This is a genomic window from Mycolicibacterium holsaticum DSM 44478 = JCM 12374 (assembly GCF_019645835.1).
GTDB classification, from domain to species: Bacteria; Actinomycetota; Actinomycetes; order Mycobacteriales; family Mycobacteriaceae; genus Mycobacterium; species Mycobacterium holsaticum.
Genome location: NZ_CP080998.1, coordinates 4,015,426 through 4,034,849, shown reverse-complemented (window position 1 = coordinate 4,034,849; position 19,424 = coordinate 4,015,426). Strand labels below are relative to the sequence as shown.

Here is a 19,424-nt window from a genome sequence, read left to right as displayed (position 1 = left end):
GTGCCCGTGGCGTGAGCGACAATTTGGTGGTCGTCACGGTGACGTACTCACCGGGCCCCCATCTCGACCGGTTTCTGGCGTCGCTGTCGCATGCCACCGACCGGCCGGTGACGGTCATCATGGCCGACAACGGTTCCACCGACGGTGCCCCCGAAGAGGCGCTGGAGCGGTACCCCAACGTGCGGTTGCTGCCCACCGGGGCGAACCTGGGCTACGGCAGCGCGGTGAACCGCGCCGTCAACGATTATTTGAAAGATGCTGCGGCGGCGTCGTATTCGGATTTCTTCGTGGTCGCCAACCCCGATGTGCAGTGGGGTCCACGCAGCATCGACATCCTGCTGGAGGCCGCCGCGCGGTGGCCGCGCGCCGGTGCGCTGGGCCCGCTGATCCGCGACCCCGACGGTTCGGTGTACCCCTCGGCGCGCCACCTGCCCAGCCTGATCCGCGGCGGTATGCATGCGGTCGTCGGCCCGGTGTGGCGGTCCAACCCGTGGACGGCCGCCTACCGGCAGGAGCGACTGGAGCCCAGCGAACGTCCCGTCGGCTGGCTGTCGGGCTCGTGCCTGTTGCTGAGGCGGGCGGCATTCGACGAGATCTCGGGCTTCGACGAGCGCTATTTCATGTACATGGAGGATGTCGACCTGGGTGATCGGCTCGGCCAGGCCGGCTGGCAGAACGTATACGTGCCCTCCGCCGAGATTTTGCACGACAAAGGCCACGCGGCCGGCCGGGACCCGGCTCGCAACTTGGCCGCCCACCACACCAGCACCTACACTTTCCTCGCGGATCGGTATCCGAAGTGGTGGCAGGGGCCACTGCGCTGGACCATCCGGGGGGCGCTCGCCGCGCGTGGCGGGCTGGTGGTACGCAATTCTCAACGGACCCGGGGGAAAGGACGGCGCTAGCGTGAACCCTGCAGAGGTGGACGCCGTCGTACTGGTCGGTGGACTCGGCACGCGGTTGCGGCCGTTGACGCTTTCGGCACCCAAACCGATGTTGCCCACGGCGGGCCTGCCGTTTTTGACCCACCTGCTGTCGCGGATCGCCGAGGCCGGTATCGAACACGTTGTGCTCGGCACCTCGTACAAGGCCGCGGTCTTCGAGTCCGCGTTCGGAGACGGCTCCAAGCTCGGCCTGCAGATCGAGTACGTCGTGGAGGAGCAGCCCCTGGGCACCGGCGGCGGCATCGCCAACGTGGCTTCGAAACTGCGCTACGACACGGCGCTGGTATTCAACGGCGACGTGCTGTCCGGGGCCGATCTGCGCGCGCTGCTGGACAGCCACGAGCAGAACAACGCCGACGTCACCTTGCATCTGGTGCGCGTGGGTGACCCCCGCGCGTTCGGTTGCGTGCCGACCGACGCCGACGGCAGCGTCACCGCGTTTCTGGAGAAGACGCAGGATCCGCCGACCGATCAGATCAACGCCGGCTGCTATGTGTTCAAGCGCGAGGTGATCGATCGCATCCCCAAGGATCGGCCGGTTTCGGTGGAGCGGGAGGTATTTCCCGGGCTGTTGGCCGACGGGTTACGGGTCTGCGGCTACGTCGACTCCACCTACTGGCGCGATATGGGCACCCCCGAGGACTTCGTGCGCGGTTCGGCCGACCTGGTCCGCGGCATCGCGCCCTCGCCCGCGCTGGGCGGGCACCGCGGCGAGGAACTCGTGCACGACGGCGCCAGCGTGGCGCCCGGGGCGGTGCTGATCGGCGGCACGGTCGTGGGTCGCGGCGCCGAGATCGCCGGTGGCGCACGGCTTGACGGCGCGGTGGTCTTCGACGGCGCGAAGGTCGGGGCCGGCGCGGTGATCGAACGCTCGATCATCGGCTTCGGTGCCCGCATCGGTCCGCGGGCGCTGATCCGCGACGGGGTGATCGGCGACGGCGCCGACATCGGGGCGCGCTGCGAGCTGCTGCGCGGTGCGCGGGTATGGCCGGGGGTCTCGATTCCCGACGGCGGCATCCGCTACTCCACCGACGTCTGACCCACTTGCGATTTCGGCGTAGTTTGTCACGCTCACCGTGACGAACTACACCGAAATCGCCGCGGCGGCAAGTTGCTTCAACCCGAAGTCGCAGTCGTCGGGCAGCGCGTCCAGCGGCCACCAGCGCAGATCCAGCGACTCGTCACTGCACGCGATCTGGGCGTCGGCCGGTGCGTGCACGATGAACTGCATATCGAGGTGGCGCGTCGGCACACCCAGCGAGCAGGTCACCGGATGCACGTGCAGCGCGGCCAGCACGGGATCGATCTCAAGCCCGTCGATTCCCGATTCCTCGGCGGCCTCCCGCAGCGCGGCGGCGACGATGGTGTCGTCACCCGGTTCGCAGTGCCCACCCAGTTGCAGCCAGCGCCCGACGCGCGGGTGCAGCGTCAGCAGCGCCATGGAACCGGTGTGGTCGAGCACGAGGGCCGACCCGGTGACGTGTCCGGGCACGCACTCGCGCAGGCAGCCGTCCGGACGCGCGGCCAAGAACGCCAGCACCGCGTGGCGCAACGTGTCCTGCCCGGGATCGGGCGCCTGCCAACTCCTCAGCGTTTCGACGGCCGAGGCGTGCAGGCTCATTTGCGCACCAGCAGACCGTCGGTGGGCACCGGATCGCGGGGGCCGGACGGTGCCGGGCCTTCGGGATATCCGATAGCGATGGCGCCCAGCGGATGCCAGTCGTCGGGCAATTCGAGCGCGCCGCGCACCAGGTCCGGCGCGAAGATCGTCGAGCCGATCCAGCAGCTGCCGACGCCGCGCACCGCCAGGCCCACCAGCAGCGCCTGGACCGCGGCCCCGACCGCGACGGTGAACATGGTGTGTTCGGCCGCCGTGCGCTCGGCGTCGGGATAACTGTGTGCGCCGTCGGGCACCATGAACGGGATCACGACTTCGGGTGCGTCGTAGAGGATCTGGCCGCGGGCTACCCGGCGCTCCACGGAGTCGGCGGGGCGGCCGTCGCCGCGCAGGTCGGCGCGCCACTTGTCCTTCATCCGGTCCAGCAGCGCCGTGCGCCGGTCGCGGTCCTGCAACCAGACGAACCGCACCGGGCGGGTGTGGTGCGGCGCGGGCGCGGTGAGCGCTTCGCCGACGGCGGCCTCGATGAGCTCGGCGGCGACGGGCTCGTCGGCGAAGCTGCGCACCGAGCGGCGCAGCAGCTGGGCCTGCGTGCGGCCGAGCGCGATCGACTCCTCGGTGCCCAACCAGAACAGGTCTTCCTCGCCGGCGCGCAGCAGGTTCCGCGCGCTGGATCCGTCGTCGGGCAGCGAAAGCCCGCGCACCACTGCGACGGGGATATCGGTGAGCTTGCCCTTCACCAGGTCGGCCGCGGCGGCGACTTCGTCGGCGACGGCGATCTCGGTGACGACCAGGTCGTTGCCGTGCCGGTCCTGCGATCCGGCGTAGCCGTGCAGCACGGTGAGCCCGGCCGCGCCGATCGCGGCGTCGATCTGACCGTTTCGCCATGCCCGGCCCATGGTGTCGGTGATCACCACGCCGACGGTGACGCCGAGCCGGTCGCGCAACGCGGTGCGCAGCACGGCCGCGCTGCGGTCGGGATCGACGGGCAGCAGCGCCAACTCCGTGGATCCGACGTTGGAGCCGTCCACGCCCGCGGCCGCCTGGATGAGTCCCAGCGCGTTCTCAGTGATCAGGGTGCGGCCCTTGCGAGCCAGCACCCGGACCGCCTCGGCGTCGACCAGCTTGCGCCGCAACGTATCCCGCTCCTCCGGGTCGTCCGGCGCCGCGACGATACGGCCTTCACACTTGGAGACCACCTTGCTGGTGACGACGACGATGTCGTTGTCACGCAACCACGGCGCCGCCGCGGCGATCGCCGCCGCCAGGTCGTCACCGGGTCGGAACTCCGGCAGGCCCGGTACGGGAAGGAGTTCGACGGTGGCCGCAGACCCGTGCTCGGTCACGGTTTCACGCCGGCCAGATCGAGTCCGGCGCGCACCATCTCGGCCGTCGCCGCCGGGTCCTTCATCAACAGAGGCACCGCCCGCACCTCGACGCCGTCGATCTCGGCGGAATCGCCTTCGTGCACCAACCAGCCGTCGAGGATGCCGACTTTCGAACGCGCACCGAAGTATTCGCCGATCGCCTCGGATGTGCTCGGCACCCCGATCACCGACAGACATTCGTCGGCCATGCCGCGCAGCGGTTTTCCGCCGATCACGGGGGAGTAGCCGATGACCCGCGCCGGTGTCGACCGCAGCGCGGCCCGCACTCCGGGCACGGCGAGGATCGCGCCGATGCTCACCACCGGGTTGGACGGGGCGAGCAGCACGACGTCGGCCGATGCGATCGCGTCGGCGACGCCGGGCCCCGCGGTCGCATCGTCGGCGCCGACGAACGCGAAGCTGTGGGTGGGTACCTGGGCGCGGTAGCGCACCCACCACTCCTGGAAATGAATGGCGCGCTTCTCACCGTCGTTGGGATCGGTGATGACGACGTGGGTTTCGCTGCGGTCATCGGTGACCGGCAGCAGCCGCGCACCCGGCGACCACCGCCGGCACAGCGCCTCGGTGACTTCGGACAGCGGATAGCCGGCCCGCAACATCTGGCTGCGTACCAGATGGGTGGCCAGATCGCGGTCGCCGAGTCCGAACCAGTCCGGCTGCACACCGTAGGCGGCGAGTTCCTCCTTGGCGTGCCAGGTTTCGTTTCGGTGGCCCCAGCCGCGCTCCGGGTCGATGCCGCCGCCCAGCGTGTACATGCAGGTGTCGAGGTCCGGGCAGATCCGAACCCCGAACATCCACGCGTCGTCTCCGACGTTGACGATCGCGGTCAACTCGTTGGCGGTGTCGTTGCTGTCCTCGCGCCACTGGCCCAGCCCGAGAAGATGCTGCACGCCCAACAGGAACCGCGCTCCGCCGACTCCGCCGACCAGAACCGTGACCTTCACATCGACCGAGAGTAGGCCGTCGCGGCACGGCCGGCGCGGGCAGGAGCACTGTCGGGCGGTGGTGTGACAGACACGCCGATCAACGACTCGCCGATATTCGGTCACGGAATGGTATGAATTTCTGTTCTAACGCTTGACCGCAGCATCTAACGCGTGTGTAATCACACCAGTGTCATTTCGCGGTGGGCCTGCCGGTTCCGGTGTCGCAGACCGAGATTCGATCACTTGTTCGAATGAGATACCACATCTCAACAGCGATGCTCCATTTCAGAGATCCACGAGATCAGGTGAGGAGGCGGGAAGATGTCTTTTGAGCAAAGCGATTTCGATCGTCTGGCTCCGTTCGATAGCCGACTGTTCGGCTCAGTAGGCAGCGCGCCGCACACCAATACCGGACCGGCACCGATTGAGACGCCCACGCGTCCCCAGCTGAGCCTGGTGCCCGATCCAGTTGATATTGATGTTGCGCTGCCATTGACTCCCGAAGACGAGCTCTGGCAGGAGAAGGCCCTCTGTGCGCAAACCGACCCCGAGGCGTTCTTCCCGGAGAAGGGTGGCTCGACGCGGGAGGCCAAGCGGATCTGCCAGGGCTGCGAGGTCAAGGACGCGTGCCTGGACTACGCACTGGCCAATGACGAACGCTTCGGCATCTGGGGCGGCCTGTCCGAGCGCGAGCGCCGCCGCCTCAAGCGCGGGATCATCTGACCGCGCGCTCTACTCGTCGTCGATCGTCGGGTCGATGACAGAAGGTTCGACCCCCAGATAGGTGGCCACCTGAGCCACCAGGATTTCATGCAATAGATCGCCGAGCTCGATGGTGTCTTTGGCCCGTCGCTCAATCGGTTTGCGAAACAGCACAATTCGTGCGCGAGTCGCGTTGCCCCGAACATCTACGCCCGCCGGGATCAGCCGGGCCAGCGCGATCGGCCCGTCGGCGACCACTTCGGCCGGCCACTGCATGGTGTCGGGATCCTTCAGCGAGATCCGCGGTATCTCGTCGACGGCCACATCGAGCGCGGACAGCCGATCGTGCCAGCGCCGCTCGATCGGCTCGTAGGCTTCCAGCACCGCCATGTCGAACCGCTCGGCGCGGCTGCGCCAGCCCGGGACGGTAGGGGGCAGCAGCGGCCCGCGCATCTCCCGGCCGCGGCGTGATCGCAGATGTGCCCGTTCGGCCACGGACATGATCGTAACGGTTGGAGATCGGCCGTCCGCGAACTGCGCGTGTCCAGCAGCTTGCCGGGTGCGTCCGCGATAGCCTTCCGTGCGTGAACGTTCCCCGTCGCTGCTGCCGGCCCGGGTGCCCTCACTATGCGGTCGCGACGCTGACCTTCGTCTACTCCGACTCGACTGCCGTGGTGGGCCCGCTGGCCACGGTGTCCGAGCCGCACTCGTGGGACCTCTGCGTGGTGCACGCCGGCCGGATCACCGCGCCGCGCGGCTGGGAGCTGGTTCGCCACGCAGGACCGCTGCCGTCGCACCCCGACGAGGACGACCTGGTCGCGCTCGCCGACGCGGTACGTGAAGGCCGGGATGTCGCACCGCCGGTCAACGGCATCGTCGCTGGGTTTTCCGACCCGGCCACGGGTTCGGCCGGTGGCACCCTGGTGGCGCCGCCGACGAAGCGGCCGGCGTCCAACGGCCGCCGCCGGGGCCACCTGCGGGTGTTGCCCGACCCCACGGATTAGCGATAGCCAGCGCCCGTGCCTGCCGGCAGTAGACGCCGTGCGGACCCGGCCTGACGGCTAGGCTGGCGTTAGTAGTCCACGTCACAAGGAGTCATATGTCTCGGCCCGCCGCGGCGGTTCATCGCGTGATCAAGGCCTATGACGTGCGTGGCCTGGTCGGTGAGGAAATCGACGACGACTTCGTTTTCGACGTCGGCGGCGCGTTTGCCCGGCTGGTGCGCAGCGGTTCCTCTCGAGTGGTGATCGGCTACGACATGCGGGAAAGCTCACCTTCGCTGGCCGCGGCCTTCGCCGAGGGGGTGAGGGCCCAGGGTCTCGACGTCGTACGCATCGGGCTGGCATCGACAGATCAGCTCTATTTCGCCTCGGGTCTGTTGGACAGCCCCGGCGCCATGTTCACCGCCAGCCACAACCCGGCCGCCTACAACGGCATCAAGCTGTGCCGGGCCAACGCCAAACCGGTGGGCAAGGACACCGGGCTGTCGACCATCAGCGACGAGGTCATCGCCGGGGTGCCCGGCTACGACGGTCCGCGCGGCACGATCACCGACCGCGACGTGCTTGCCGATTACGGCGAGTTTCTGCGGTCGCTGGTGAACCTGACCGAGCTGCGGCCGCTGAGCGTTGCGGTGGACGCGGGCAACGGGATGGCGGGCCACACCACGCCCGCGGTGCTGGGCCCGATATCCGGGGTCACCGTGGAACCGCTGTATTTCGAGCTCGACGGCACGTTTCCCAACCACGAGGCCAACCCGCTGGAGCCGGCCAACCTGCTGGACCTGCAGGCCCACGTGCTGAAGACCGGTGCCGACATCGGGCTGGCCTTCGACGGTGACGCCGACCGGTGCTTCGTCGTCGACGAACTGGGCCGCCCGGTCCCGCCGTCCGCGGTGACCGCGCTGGTCGCCGCGCGCGAACTCGGCAGAGAGATCGGCGCGACGGTGATCCACAACCTGATCACCTCGCGGGCGGTGCCCGAACTGGTCGCCGAGCGCGGCGGCACGCCGGTGCGCTCACGCGTCGGGCATTCCTATATCAAGGCGCTGATGGCCGACACCGGCGCCATTTTCGGCGGCGAGCACTCCGCGCACTACTACTTCCGTGACTTCTGGGGTGCGGACTCGGGCATGCTCGCGGCGCTGCATGTGCTGGCGGCGCTCGGCGAACAGCAGCGGCCGCTGTCGGATCTGATGGCCGACTACCAGCGCTACGAGGCCTCCGGCGAGATCAACTTCACCGTCACCGACGCCGAGGCCTGCGTGGATGAGGTGCTCAGGACGTTCGGCCCGCGGATCCAGTCGCTCGACCACCTCGACGGCGTAACCGTGGATCTGGGCGACGGCAGCTGGTTCAACCTGCGGATGTCCAACACCGAGCCGTTGCTGCGGCTCAACGTCGAGGCCCGCACCGCCGATGAGATCGACGCAATCGTCGGGCAGGTGTCCGAAACAGTCGACGCGCAGATGTCCGAAGGCTCGGGGGCCGTCACGTGAACGCCACGCATGCCGCGGTCGACCTCGACGACGTGGACGGCCTGCTCGCCGCGGATCGGGACGGTTTGCTGCGCGGGGCGTCCATGGCAGGCGCCCAGGCGCGGGCCACCGCCGCCGCGCTCGCGGAGGGCGAGTTGGACGCCTTACGTGCCGACCAGCCGCCGCGAACGCTGATCTGGCTGGCCGACCGCGGCAACGGCCAGACCGCGGGTCCGCTGCTTGCCGCCGCCGTCGGCGGCTCGGTGGGGGTGCCGATCGTCACCGCCGCCGAGGTGCCGCCGTGGATCGGCGCGTTGGACGTGCTCGTCGTCGCGGGCGACGACCCCGGTGATCCGGTGCTGGTGTCGGCGGCGGCCACCGCGTTGCACCGCGGTGCCCGGGTGGTCGTGGTGGCGCCGTTCGAGGGTCCGCTGCGCGACGTCGTCGCGGGCCGCGCGGTCGCGCTGGCGCCGCGGGTGTGGGTGCCCGACGAGTTCAGCCTGGTGCGGTATCTGGCTGCGGGGTTGGCGATCCTGAACGTGGTGCAGCCGGGTATGCAGGTGAACCTGGACGCGCTGGCCGACGAACTCGACGCCGAGGCGTTCCGCAACAGCGCCGGACACGAACTGTTCACCAACCCGGCCAAGACACTGGCTGACCGGATGTCGGGCCGCGATGTGGTGTTGGCCGGTGACAACCCGGCGACGCTGGCGTTGGCACGGCACGCGGCCGGGATCATGCTGCGCGTCGCGCACCGCGTGGTCGCGGCCGTCGGCCTCGCGGACACCGTCGCCGCCCTGCGGGCGGGGTTCGGCGGCGCGCCGGGCGCCGAGCGGTTGTTCCATGACGAGCAGATCGACGGTCCGCTGCCCGACCGGGCCAGGGTCTTCGTGCTGACCACCGATGCCGAACGGCAGGTGGTCCTGGCGCGGGTGAGCGGACTCGACGATGTCGACGTGATCAACGCCGAGGATGTACCGGACGGACCGCCTGAACAGGCCCCGGCCCCGACGCCGGGTGACGGACGCCCTGAACGACAACTGGCGATGCTGGCCGTGCGGTTGGAGATGACGGCCGCTTATCTGAAACTGGTTCGAGGTTAAGCAAGTGCACTTGCTACGTGGCGCGGTGCGGACCTATGCGTGGGGTTCGCGGACCGCGATTGCCGATTTCACCGGAAGACCAAGCCCCACCGCACATCCCGAGGCTGAGCTGTGGTTCGGTGCGCACCCGGGTGACCCGGCGTGGCTGCAGACCGACGACGGTGAGCGCTCGCTGCTCGATACGGTGCGCGAGGATCCGGAGGGGCAACTGGGCGCGGCGGTGTGCGGCCGGTTCGGCGACTCGTTGCCGTTTCTGGTCAAGGTGCTCGCCGCCGATGAACCGCTGTCGCTGCAGGCCCATCCCAGCGCCGAACAGGCAGTGGAGGGGTTCAACCGTGAGGAGCGGGCAGGCATCCCGATCTCCGCGCCCAACCGCAACTACCGCGACCCCAGCCACAAACCCGAAATACTCGTCGCGCTAGGGCAATTCGAGGCGCTGGCGGGGTTCCGGCCGGCGGCGCGCACCGTCGAGCTGATGCGCGCGCTGAACGTCGGCCACCTGGACCCCCACATCAACCTGCTCGGCTGCCAATCCGATGCCGACGGTCTGCGCGCGTTGTTCACCACCTGGATCACCGCGCCACAGCCCGACATCGACGTCCTGGTGCCCGCGGTGCTCGACGGCGCGATCAACTACGTGCGCTCGGGTAAACGCACGTTCGCCGCCGAGGCCAAGACCGTGCTCGAGCTCGGCGAGCGCTATCCCGGCGACGCCGGCGTGCTGGCCTCGCTGCTGTTGAACCGGATCAGCCTGGCCCCGGGTGAGGCCATCTACCTGCCCGCCGGAAACCTGCACGCCTACCTGGAGGGTGTGGGTGTCGAGGTGATGGCCAACTCCGACAACGTGCTGCGCGGCGGGCTGACCCCCAAGCACGTCGACGTGCCCGAGTTGCTGCGGGTGCTCGACTTCATGCCCGCCGCCGATGTGGTGATCCATCCGGAGATGGCATCGGACGGAATGGAATTGGTATATGACACGCCCGCACCCGAGTTCGCGGTGTCGGTGCTGTGCATCGACGGTGACCAGCTCGGGCACGAGATCGACGCGCCGACCCGCCACGACGGCCCGCAGGTCCTGTTGTGCACCGAGGGTTCGACGGTGGTGCACGCCAAGTCGAGCAAGGTGACGCTGCAGCGGGGCTCGGCGGCGTGGGTGTCGGCCGACGACGGCCCGATCCGGTTGGTCGCCTCGGAGCCGACGAAGCTGTTCCGCTCGACCGTGGGAATCTGACGCGATCAGTGGGCGGCTTTGCGGCCGAACGGCAACACGTGCATGACCGCGACCGCCACCGACCCGACGGCAAGGCCGACCACCGCTGACGCCGCGGTGTTGACCAGCCAGCCCAACAGCGCACCGACACCCTGCACCGCGTGGTGCACGAATTCCTCGGCGTGGTGGACCAGCCCGTAGGGGGCGTCCCAGCCCACGGCGTCGGTGCCGACCAGAAGGATGTGCCCGCCCACCCACAGCATCGCGACCGTGCCGATCACCGAAAGCGCGGCGAGCAGCTTGGGCATCCCGGTGACCAGCCCGCGGCCGATCTTCTGCGCGGCCGCTGAGGACCGCTGGGCCAGGCTCAGCCCGATGTCGTCCATCTTCACGATGGCCGCCACGACGCCGTACACCCCGGCGGTGATGACAAGGGCGACCACCACCAGGATGATCAGCCGCGGCCAGAACCGTTCGTTGGCAACCTCGTTCAGCGCGATCACCATGATCTCCGCGGACAGGATGAAGTCGGTGCGGATCGCGCCCGCGGTCATCTGCTTTTCGACGTCGCCGCCGGCCGTCGTGGCGGGTGCGGCGTGGTGCTGGTGCGCGTGGCGGCGCAGCCGGCCCCACACCTTCTCCGCGCCCTCGTAGCACAGATACGTCGCGCCGACCATCAGCAGCGGGGTCAGCAGCCACGGCAGGAACTCGCTGAGCAGCAGCGCGGCGGGCAGGATGAACACCAGCTTGTTGCGCAGCGACCCGATCGCGATGCGCTTGATCATCGGCAGCTCGCGGTCGGCGGTGATGCCCTGGACGTATTGCGGTGTCACCGCGGTGTCGTCGACCACGACGCCTGCCGCCTTGGCCGTCGCCCGCCCTGCCGCGGCCCCGATGTCATCGACCGAAGCGGCCGCGAGCCGGGCCAGCGCGGCCACGTCGTCGAGCAGGCCGAACAGCCCCGCGCTCATCGTGTTTCCTGCATCGTCTCGAAGGTTACCGGGTGTCTGGCGGCCCGCCTCTGCGCCAGCCACAACCGCATGTTGTGGCGGATCGTCCGGCCGATCAGCCGGGGTGGCGGCACCATGTAGAGGCTGTCGAGCAGGCTGAACCGACGCAGAAACCATTCGGCCAGAACAGGATCGGTTTCCGCCGCGCCGAGGAACTGGTCGAACAACGCGCCCACCGGCTTGTACCACCACGGCGCCGGCCCCCGGCCCCGGTGCATGGTCAGATCGCCGATGGCGTTCATGGTCCACACCGGAAACGTGGTCTTGGCCGTGGCGCGGATGGTTTCGCGGGCCACGTCGGCGTCCGGTGTCTCGAGCGCGCGCCGCAGATGCCCGGCCTGCAGCGACGTCATCGACATGCCCTGGCCGAAGGTGGGATTGAAGCTCACCACGGCGTCGCCGAACGGCAGAATGCCGCGGGGAAGGCGGTCGAGTTTGTCGTAGCGGCGCCAGCGGCTGGCCGGGTACTTGTGGTGGGCGACGTCGTCGAGCGCGGTGCCCTGGCGCAGCGCGGACGCGACGTGTGCGGGCAGGATCTCGTCGGCCAGCGCGCACATCTGCGCGAAACTCTGCGGCGGCTGCACCTTCCCGACCCCGAACGTGGTGATGTTCCAGACGCCGTCTTCGTAGAACAGCATGCCGATCCCCAGCGGCTGCGCATCCGATGCGCCTGCCACCACGACCTTCTCGCTGAGCAGGCCGTCGGGCACCCGGACCCGCTGGCTGGCGTAGGAGATCCCGACGGACACGACGTCCTCGCGCGGACGCTCATACCCCCACTTCTGCAGCCACACCGGTAACCGGGTGCCCCGGCCCGTGGCGTCGACCACCAGATCGGCGGGCAGCACCGCCCCGGACTCCAGCTGCACGCCGGTCACCTGCTCGCGGGTGACCTCGAAGCGGGGCTCGGCGACCGCGGCGCGGATGATCTCGACGTTGTCAATGGCCAGCACCCGCTTGCGGATCTGCCATTCCAGCTGCGGGCGGCTCGGCACGTACGCGGTGAACTCGGACTGCAGCCGGTGCGCGGTGCCGAGCACATGGCCCGCCGCGCCGAAGTGGATGCAGTCGGGCCGGTTCTCCAGTATCGGAACGCCCTCGCCGACCATGTCGTCGAGCAGGCCGGGAAAATGGGTTTCGAACTCCTGGGCGCCGCGCGCCATCAGCATGTGCACGTGCCTGCCCTGCGGGACGGCGGCCCGGTTGGCGGGGCCGTCGGGCAGCTCGTCGCGTTCGCACAGCGTCACCCGACCATAGAAGTCCGATAGCACCCGCGCCGCACACAGGCCGCCGATGCTCGCTCCGATGACAACTGCGTGTTCGGCAGTCCGGCCCATTGGGTAAAGGCTACCGCTACATTGCGGTCATCGGATCAGGAAGGAATGCCATGACGCGGCGGACCAAGTCGGTGGAGCAGTCGATCGCCGACACCGACGAACCCGAGACACGGCTGCGCAAGGACCTCAACTGGTGGGATTTGACCGTCTTCGGTGTCTCGGTGGTGATCGGGGCCGGCATCTTCACGATCACCGCGTCGACGGCGGGAAACCTCACTGGTCCGGCCATTTCGGTGTCGTTTCTGATCGCGGCGGCCACGTGCGGGCTGGCCGCGCTGTGCTACGCCGAGTTCGCGTCGACGGTGCCGGTGGCAGGCAGCGCCTACACGTTCTCCTATGCCACGTTCGGTGAGTTCGTCGCCTGGATCATCGGCTGGGATCTGATCCTCGAGTTCGCCGTCGCGGCCGCGGTGATCGCCAAGGGCTGGTCGAGCTACCTCGGCACCGTGTTCAACTTCGGCGGCGGCGCGATGAATATTGCTGGGCTGCAATTAGATTGGGGTGCGCTGCTGATCATCGCGTTCGTCACGCTGATCTTGGCGCGCGGCACCAAGCTCTCCGCGGGGGTCAGCCTGGCGATCACCGTGATCAAGGTCGGGGTGGTGCTGCTGGTGGTGGCGGTCGGTGCGTTCTACATCAAGGCCGCGAACTACTCGCCGTTCCTGCCGCCCGCGGAGCCCGGCCACGGTGGCAGCGGTACCGAGCAGTCGTTGTTCTCGCTGCTGACCGGGGCCGAGGGCAGCAGCTACGGGTGGTACGGCCTGTTGGCCGGCGCGTCGATCGTGTTCTTCGCGTTCATCGGGTTCGACATCATCGCGACCACCGCCGAGGAGACCAAGTACCCGCAGCGCGACATATCGCGCGGCATCCTGGCCTCGCTGGCGATCGTCACGGTGCTCTACGTGGCGGTGTCGGTCGTGCTGACCGGCATGGTGCACTACACCGAGCTGCGCGCGGCGGGCGAGGACGCCAACCTGGCCACCGCGTTCGAGGCCAACGGGGTGGACTGGGCGGCCAACGTCATCTCGATCGGCGCGCTGGCCGGCCTGACCACGGTCGTGATCGTGCTGGTGCTCGGGCAGACCCGGGTGCTGTTCGCGATGTGTCGCGACGGTCTGCTGCCGCGCTCGCTGGCCAGGACCGGTACCCGCGGCACACCGGTGCGCATCACGCTGATCGTCGGCGCGCTGGTGGCGGTGACGGCGACGGCGTTCCCGATGGGCAAGCTCGAGGAGATGGTCAACATCGGCACGCTGTTCGCGTTCGTGTTGGTCTCGGCGGGGGTGATCGTGCTGCGGCGCACCCGCCCGGACCTCAAGCGCGGCTTCCGCGCACCGGGGGTGCCGTTGCTGCCGATCGCATCGATCCTGGCGTGCGTCTGGCTGATGCTCAACCTGACCGCGTTGACGTGGATCCGGTTCCTGATCTGGATGGCCATCGGCGTGGCGATCTATTTCCTGTACGGCCGCCGCCACTCGGTACTGGGCCGCCGGCAGGCCGACGCGATTTCGGCGTGAAAAGTTTCGCTCAGCGACAGTTATCACGCCCAACCCGCGAACCGGTGTGTACAAATCTACGGTTTATGTCTAGACAGCCGACAAAGCTGCCTCTATAGTCAACACAACGACGTGATGGCACTCACTTCAGGAGGCATGCAGTGACCACGCAGATGTCTGGGCCCCAGACCACCGAGGAGTGGCGGGACAAGAAGCGCTACCTGTGGCTGATGGGCTTGATCGCGCCGACGGCCCTGTTCGTGATGCTGCCGGTGGTGTGGGCGTTCAACCAGTGGGGTTGGCACGCCGCGGCGCAGGTGCCGTTCTGGATCGGCCCGATCCTGGTCTACGTGCTCCTGCCCGCGCTGGACCTGCGGTTCGGGCCGGACGGGCAGAATCCGCCCGACGAGGTGATGGAGCGGCTGGAGAACGACAGGTACTACCGGTATTGCACCTACATCTACATCCCGTTCCAGTACGCCAGCGTCATCTTCGGTGCGTACCTGTTCACCGCCTCCGATCTGGGCTGGCTCGGATTCGACGGCGGGCTCGGATGGCCCGCCAAGATCGGCCTGGCGCTGTCGGTCGGCGTGCTGGGCGGCGTCGGAATCAACACCGCGCACGAGATGGGGCACAAGAAGGACGCACTGGAGCGGTGGCTGAGCAAGATCACGCTGGCCCAGACCTGCTACGGCCACTTCTACATCGAGCACAACCGCGGCCACCATGTCCGCGTCGCCACCCCGGAGGATCCGGCGTCGGCGCGCTTCGGTGAGACGTTCTGGGAGTTTCTTCCGCGCAGCGTGTTCGGCTCGCTGAAGTCGGCATGGGAACTGGAGGCCAAGCGACTCGAGCGGGCCGGGAAGAGCAAGTGGCATCCGTCCAACGACGTGCTCAACGCGTGGGCGATGTCGGTGGTGTTCTACGGCGTGCTGATCGCGGTGTTCGGTGTGGCGCTGATTCCCTACATCGTGATCTCGGCGGTGTTCGGCTTCACGCTGCTGGAGACGGTCAACTACCTCGAGCACTACGGCCTGCTGCGGCAAAAGCTGGACAGCGGTCGCTACGAGCGTTGTACCCCGGAGCACAGCTGGAACTCCGACCACATCGTCACCAACCTGTTCCTGTACCACCTCCAGCGGCACAGCGATCACCACGCCAACCCGACCCGGCGCTACCAGACGCTGCGCAGCATGGCCGGCGCGCCGAACCTGCCCAGCGGTTACGCGTCGATGATCGCGCTGACGTACTTCCCGCCGCTGTGGCGCCGGGTGATGGACCACCGGGTGCTCGACCACTACGACGGCGACATCACCCGGGTCAACATCCACCCGCGGGTGCGCGACAAGGTGGTGGCCCGGTACGCGGGGGCGGCCAAGTGACCGCCTACCGCTGCCCGGGATGCGGCTACGTTTACGACGAGGCCAAAGGCGAACCGCGCGAGGGCTTCCCGGCCGGCACACCGTTTAGTGATGTTCCCGACGACTGGTGCTGTCCGGACTGTTCGGTACGCGAGAAGGTCGACTTCCAGCCCTGACCGCTGAGCCAACGCGACAATAAGGAGAAGCATTGGATTACAAGGTCTACGAATGCCAGGTGTGCGGCTTCGAATACGACGAGGCCAAGGGCTGGCCGGATGACGGCATCGCCCCGGGCACCCGGTGGGACGACATCCCCGAGGACTGGAGTTGCCCGGATTGCGGCGCGGCGAAGTCGGACTTCGAAATGGTGGAAGTCGCCCGCCGGTGACCGCCGCGTGGTCGCGCGAAGCGACTAGTGTCGCGCGTGTGAGTTCACCGCGCACCAAGCGGACCGCGCAGCGCATCCCGTATGCCGAAGCGTCCCGCGTGCTGTTGCGCGACTCGATTCTGGACGGCATGCGCGAGCTGCTGCTCACCAGGGACTGGTCGGCGATCACGCTGTCGCATGTGGCCAAGGCCGCCGGCATCAGCCGCCAGACCATCTACAACGAGTTCGGTTCGCGGCAGGGGCTGGCGCAGGCGTACGCGCTGCGGTTGGCCGACCGGCTCGTCGACCAGATCGACGACGCGATCGAGGGAAATGTCGGCGACGTCTACTCCGCGTTCGTTCAGGGCTTCCGCGACTTCTTCACCGAGTCGGCCGCCGACCCGCTGGTCATGTCGCTGCTGACCGGCGACATCAAACCGGATCTGTTGCAGCTCATCACGACCGACAGCGGACCGATCATCACGCACTGTTCGCAGCGGCTGACGGCGACGTTCGTGCACAGCTGGGTGACGTGCAGCGACGACGACGCGGGCATGCTGGCGCGCGCGATCGTCCGGTTGGCGATGAGCTACATCTCGATGCCGCCGGAGGCAGATCACGACGTCGCAGCAGACTTGGCTAGGCTGCTTACACCTGCCGCTGAGCGCTACGGTGTGATCGCAACCGAATAGCGACGACGCTGGCCGGGCAGACTAACGTATAAGCAGGCTAAGTAACTGCGTGCCCCGAGGAAGAGAGCTCCATGACGACCACTGACCAGCGGCTGACCCCGGATGTCCGCAACGGCATCGACTACAAGGTCGCCGATCTGTCCCTTGCTGAATTCGGTCGCAAGGAGATCGGGCTCGCCGAACACGAGATGCCGGGGCTGATGGCGCTGCGCCGCGAGTACGCCGATGTGGCGCCGCTCAAGGGCGCCCGCATCTCGGGTTCGCTGCATATGACCGTGCAGACCGCGGTGCTCATCGAGACCCTGGTGGCCCTCGGGGCCGAGGTGCGCTGGGCGAGCTGCAACATCTTCTCCACCCAGGACCACGCCGCCGCGGCCGTCGTCGTCGGCCCGCACGGCACGCCGGAGGAGCCCAAGGGCACCCCGGTGTTCGCCTGGAAGGGCGAGACGCTCGAGGAGTACTGGTGGGCCGCCGAGCAGATGCTGACCTGGCCGGGCGAGCCCGCCAACATGATCCTCGACGACGGCGGCGACGCCACCATGCTGGTGCTGCGCGGCGCGCAGTACGAAAAGGCCGGTGTGGTGCCGCCCGCCGAGGACGACGATCCGGCGGAGTGGAAGGTCTTCTTGGCGCTGGTGCGTGAGGGGTTCCAGCCCGCTTCCAGCGATGGAGGAGGCAAGTGGACCAAGATCGCCGAGTCGGTCAAGGGTGTCACCGAGGAGACCACGACCGGTGTGCTGCGGCTGTACCAGTTCGAGGCCGCCGGTGAGCTGCCGTTCCCGGCGATCAACGTCAACGACTCGGTCACCAAGTCCAAGTTCGACAACAAGTACGGCACCAGGCACTCGCTGATCGACGGCATCAACCGCGGCACCGATGTGCTGATCGGCGGCAAGAAGGTGCTGATCTGCGGCTACGGCGACGTCGGCAAGGGCTGTGCGGAATCGCTGGCCGGCCAGGGCGCGCGAGTGGCGGTCACCGAGATCGACCCGATCAACGCGCTGCAGGCGCTGATGGACGGCTTCGACGTGCGCACCGTCGAGGAGGCGATCGGCGAGGCCGACATCGTCATCACCGCGACCGGCAACAAGGACATCATCACGCTCGAGCACATGCGGGCGATGAAGGACCAGGCGATCCTGGGCAACATCGGCCACTTCGACAACGAGATCGACATGGCTGCGCTGGAACGCTCCGGGGCCAAGCGGATCAACATCAAGCCGCAGGTCGACCAGTGGGTGTTCGACGACGGCAAGTCGATCGTCGTGCTGTCCGAGGGGCGGCTGCTCAACCTGGGCAACGCGACCGGGCACCCGTCGTTCGTGATGAGCAACAGCTTCTCCAACCAGGTGATCGCCCAGATCGAGCTGTGGACCAAGAACGACGAGTACGACAACGCGGTGTACCGGCTGGCCAAGCATCTCGACGAGAAGGTCGCACGCATTCACGTTGAGGCCCTTGGTGGTTCGCTGACCAAGCTCAGCAAGGAGCAGGCCGAGTACATCAACGTCGACGTCGGGGGTCCCTACAAGCCGGAGCACTACCGATACTGATCATCACCGGTTTCGGCGCCGGGCGACGACGCCTCGCGCTTACCGCACTGTTCTTCGCCATCGCGCTGCTGACCGCGCCGGTTCCGTCTGCAGCCGCGGCGGTACCGGACTGGTCCGGTCTTGATGCCCGCCACTACGACGGGCCAATCCCGGTGGCCGGCACGTTGATTCGGTCCGTTCCGCTGAACCCTGCGCTGTCCGTTCGGGGTTCGGCGAACGCTTATCGAATCCTGTACTCGACGGTCAACCAGCACGGTGACCCCGCGGTCGGCACCGCTGCGGTGTTCGTTCCGCATGGTGCGCCGCCGCAGGGCGGATGGCCGTTGATCGCGTGGGCGCACGGCACGGTGGGGTTGGGTGATGACTGCACACCGTCTGCGCGGCCGCGCTCCGAACGCGACGACGACTATCTGACGCACTGGCTCGACCAGGGTTATGCGGTGGTCGCCCCCGACTACGTCGGGCTGGGCACACCTGGGTTGATGAGTTACCTCAACAGCGTGCCCACCGCCCAGGCCGTGATCGATTCGGTGATCGCCATGCGCCAGATGGACCTGCCGCTGTCCCCGAAGTGGGCCCTCGTCGGCCAATCCCAGGGCGGCGGGGCCGCGGTCAACAGCGCACGGTGGGCCACCGAGTTCAGCGCCGGCCGCGGACTGGACTACCGCGGGGTGGTGGCCACCGGGACCCCGGCCAACATCGAACGCGTGGCCAAGCTGGCCGGGCCCGATATGCAACTGCCCGCAGACCTGGGTCCGGCCGCCAGCAGCTACACCGCCTACATCCTGGCGGCCTTCCGCGAAGCGCGTCCCGACATCGACATCGACTCGGTGCTCACACCGGCGGGGCTCGACGCGGTCGCCAAGGCCGCGACGCTGTGCAAACCGCAACTGGACGGCGAGTTGACCGGCATGACCCCGGCGAAGTTCTTCAGCGCGCCGCTGGACTCGCTGCCCGGCGTGTCCGAGGCGCTCGACGCCTACCTGGGCACACCGGACCGCGGCTATGACCGGCCGATCTTCCTCGGCGTGGGGTTGTTGGACCGCGATGTGCCGCCCCAGTCGACGTTGACGTTCTACGACCAACTGGTGGCCAACCACCAGAACGTCGAATTGCGGGTCTATCCGGACCAGGATCACAGCGGCACCGTGCTGGCATCACTGCCGGATTCGACGCCGTTTCTCAAAGCCGCGTTCGGGTAATCAGATGCGCTGTGCCGCAGCCGGTTCAGCGACCCGATG

General features: G+C 68.1%; 20 protein-coding genes. 14 read left to right on the top strand and 6 right to left on the bottom strand.

The features are described from left to right. Nucleotides 1–11: 11 nt before the first annotated feature. Together K3U96_RS19405 and manB are read left to right on the top strand one after the other, a co-directional pair. Nucleotides 12–905: a glycosyltransferase family 2 protein gene (locus tag K3U96_RS19405; RefSeq protein ID WP_069406563.1), complete on the top strand. Its 894-nt coding sequence runs from the start codon at nucleotides 12–14 to the stop codon at nucleotides 903–905. A 1-nt stretch (nucleotide 906) separates the two neighbouring features. Further along, nucleotides 907–1,983 (top strand): mannose-1-phosphate guanylyltransferase ManB, encoded by a 1,077-nt coding sequence (gene manB / locus K3U96_RS19400; RefSeq protein ID WP_220690787.1) that lies wholly within the window; start codon nucleotides 907–909, stop codon nucleotides 1,981–1,983. A 45-nt stretch (nucleotides 1,984–2,028) separates the two neighbouring features. On the opposite strand, the gene K3U96_RS19395 is transcribed toward manB, so the two are convergent. Genes K3U96_RS19395 through cofD form a run of 3 tightly spaced genes read right to left on the bottom strand, consistent with a single transcriptional unit; the run spans nucleotide 2,029 to nucleotide 4,894 of the window. Then, the gene (locus tag K3U96_RS19395; RefSeq protein ID WP_220690786.1) at nucleotides 2,029–2,565 is read right to left on the bottom strand and encodes an NUDIX domain-containing protein; all 537 of its coding nucleotides are present in this window, start codon (nucleotides 2,563–2,565) and stop codon (nucleotides 2,029–2,031) included. Then, nucleotides 2,562–3,908 carry a coenzyme F420-0:L-glutamate ligase gene (locus K3U96_RS19390; protein WP_220690785.1) on the bottom strand — a complete coding sequence of 449 codons (1,347 nt, stop codon included), beginning with the start codon at nucleotides 3,906–3,908 and terminating at the stop codon, nucleotides 2,562–2,564. The genes K3U96_RS19395 and K3U96_RS19390 overlap by 4 nt, the downstream gene beginning before the upstream one ends. Next, nucleotides 3,905–4,894 (bottom strand): 2-phospho-L-lactate transferase, encoded by a 990-nt coding sequence (cofD, locus tag K3U96_RS19385; protein WP_220690784.1) that lies wholly within the window; start codon nucleotides 4,892–4,894, stop codon nucleotides 3,905–3,907. The genes K3U96_RS19390 and cofD overlap by 4 nt, the downstream gene beginning before the upstream one ends. Before the next feature lie 303 nt (nucleotides 4,895–5,197). On the opposite strand from cofD, the gene K3U96_RS19380 reads away from it, so the two are divergent. Continuing rightward, nucleotides 5,198–5,599, top strand: a complete 402-nt coding sequence (locus K3U96_RS19380; RefSeq protein ID WP_069406567.1) for a WhiB family transcriptional regulator — start codon at nucleotides 5,198–5,200, stop codon at nucleotides 5,597–5,599. Nucleotides 5,600–5,608: 9 nt separating this feature from the next. Here K3U96_RS19380 and K3U96_RS19375 read toward each other — a convergent pair whose 3' ends face one another. Then, nucleotides 5,609–6,031: a metallopeptidase family protein gene (locus tag K3U96_RS19375; RefSeq protein ID WP_069406577.1), complete on the bottom strand. Its 423-nt coding sequence runs from the start codon at nucleotides 6,029–6,031 to the stop codon at nucleotides 5,609–5,611. Between the two features lie 131 nt (nucleotides 6,032–6,162). On the opposite strand from K3U96_RS19375, the gene K3U96_RS19370 reads away from it, so the two are divergent. The 4 genes from K3U96_RS19370 (at nucleotide 6,163) to manA (ending at nucleotide 10,388) form a co-directional block, all read left to right on the top strand. Beyond that, nucleotides 6,163–6,582 (top strand): DUF3499 domain-containing protein, encoded by a 420-nt coding sequence (locus K3U96_RS19370; protein ID WP_220690783.1) that lies wholly within the window; start codon nucleotides 6,163–6,165, stop codon nucleotides 6,580–6,582. A gap of 95 nt (nucleotides 6,583–6,677) precedes the next feature. Next, on the top strand, nucleotides 6,678–8,075 hold the full coding sequence (locus K3U96_RS19365) for a phosphomannomutase/phosphoglucomutase (RefSeq protein ID WP_220690782.1): 1,398 nt from the start codon (nucleotides 6,678–6,680) through the stop codon (nucleotides 8,073–8,075). Next, nucleotides 8,072–9,157, top strand: a complete 1,086-nt coding sequence (locus tag K3U96_RS19360) for a TobH protein (protein ID WP_220690781.1) — start codon at nucleotides 8,072–8,074, stop codon at nucleotides 9,155–9,157. The genes K3U96_RS19365 and K3U96_RS19360 overlap by 4 nt, the downstream gene beginning before the upstream one ends. A gap of 4 nt (nucleotides 9,158–9,161) precedes the next feature. Further along, nucleotides 9,162–10,388, top strand: a complete 1,227-nt coding sequence (gene manA / locus K3U96_RS19355; protein WP_069406571.1) for a mannose-6-phosphate isomerase, class I — start codon at nucleotides 9,162–9,164, stop codon at nucleotides 10,386–10,388. A 5-nt stretch (nucleotides 10,389–10,393) separates the two neighbouring features. Here the strand turns inward: manA and K3U96_RS19350 are convergent, their stop codons facing one another. Together K3U96_RS19350 and K3U96_RS19345 are read right to left on the bottom strand one after the other, a co-directional pair. Further along, nucleotides 10,394–11,338, bottom strand: a complete 945-nt coding sequence (locus K3U96_RS19350; RefSeq protein WP_220690780.1) for a DUF808 domain-containing protein — start codon at nucleotides 11,336–11,338, stop codon at nucleotides 10,394–10,396. Continuing rightward, the gene (locus K3U96_RS19345) at nucleotides 11,335–12,714 is read right to left on the bottom strand and encodes an FAD-dependent oxidoreductase (protein WP_220690779.1); all 1,380 of its coding nucleotides are present in this window, start codon (nucleotides 12,712–12,714) and stop codon (nucleotides 11,335–11,337) included. Before K3U96_RS19345 ends, K3U96_RS19350 begins: the two co-directional genes overlap by 4 nt. A 50-nt stretch (nucleotides 12,715–12,764) precedes the next feature. Between K3U96_RS19345 and K3U96_RS19340 the strand changes: the two genes are divergently transcribed. The 7 genes from K3U96_RS19340 (at nucleotide 12,765) to K3U96_RS19310 (ending at nucleotide 19,385) form a co-directional block, all read left to right on the top strand. Beyond that, a complete protein-coding gene (locus K3U96_RS19340; protein ID WP_220690778.1) occupies nucleotides 12,765–14,231 on the top strand; it encodes an amino acid permease in 1,467 nt (488 codons plus the stop codon). Between the two features lie 152 nt (nucleotides 14,232–14,383). Further along, nucleotides 14,384–15,592 carry an alkane 1-monooxygenase gene (locus K3U96_RS19335; protein ID WP_069406578.1) on the top strand — a complete coding sequence of 403 codons (1,209 nt, stop codon included), beginning with the start codon at nucleotides 14,384–14,386 and terminating at the stop codon, nucleotides 15,590–15,592. Beyond that, nucleotides 15,589–15,747: a rubredoxin gene (locus tag K3U96_RS19330; protein WP_084223482.1), complete on the top strand. Its 159-nt coding sequence runs from the start codon at nucleotides 15,589–15,591 to the stop codon at nucleotides 15,745–15,747. The genes K3U96_RS19335 and K3U96_RS19330 overlap by 4 nt, the downstream gene beginning before the upstream one ends. Nucleotides 15,748–15,779: 32 nt before the next feature. Next, nucleotides 15,780–15,959 carry a rubredoxin gene (locus K3U96_RS19325; RefSeq protein ID WP_069406575.1) on the top strand — a complete coding sequence of 60 codons (180 nt, stop codon included), beginning with the start codon at nucleotides 15,780–15,782 and terminating at the stop codon, nucleotides 15,957–15,959. A gap of 38 nt (nucleotides 15,960–15,997) precedes the next feature. Beyond that, nucleotides 15,998–16,630: a TetR family transcriptional regulator AlkX gene (gene alkX, locus K3U96_RS19320; protein ID WP_069406579.1), complete on the top strand. Its 633-nt coding sequence runs from the start codon at nucleotides 15,998–16,000 to the stop codon at nucleotides 16,628–16,630. A 71-nt stretch (nucleotides 16,631–16,701) separates the two neighbouring features. Next, nucleotides 16,702–18,183 carry an adenosylhomocysteinase gene (gene ahcY / locus K3U96_RS19315; RefSeq protein ID WP_220690777.1) on the top strand — a complete coding sequence of 494 codons (1,482 nt, stop codon included), beginning with the start codon at nucleotides 16,702–16,704 and terminating at the stop codon, nucleotides 18,181–18,183. Nucleotides 18,184–18,230: 47 nt separating this feature from the next. Then, nucleotides 18,231–19,385 (top strand): alpha/beta hydrolase family protein, encoded by a 1,155-nt coding sequence (locus tag K3U96_RS19310; RefSeq protein WP_220693595.1) that lies wholly within the window; start codon nucleotides 18,231–18,233, stop codon nucleotides 19,383–19,385. Nucleotides 19,386–19,424 lie beyond the last annotated feature (39 nt).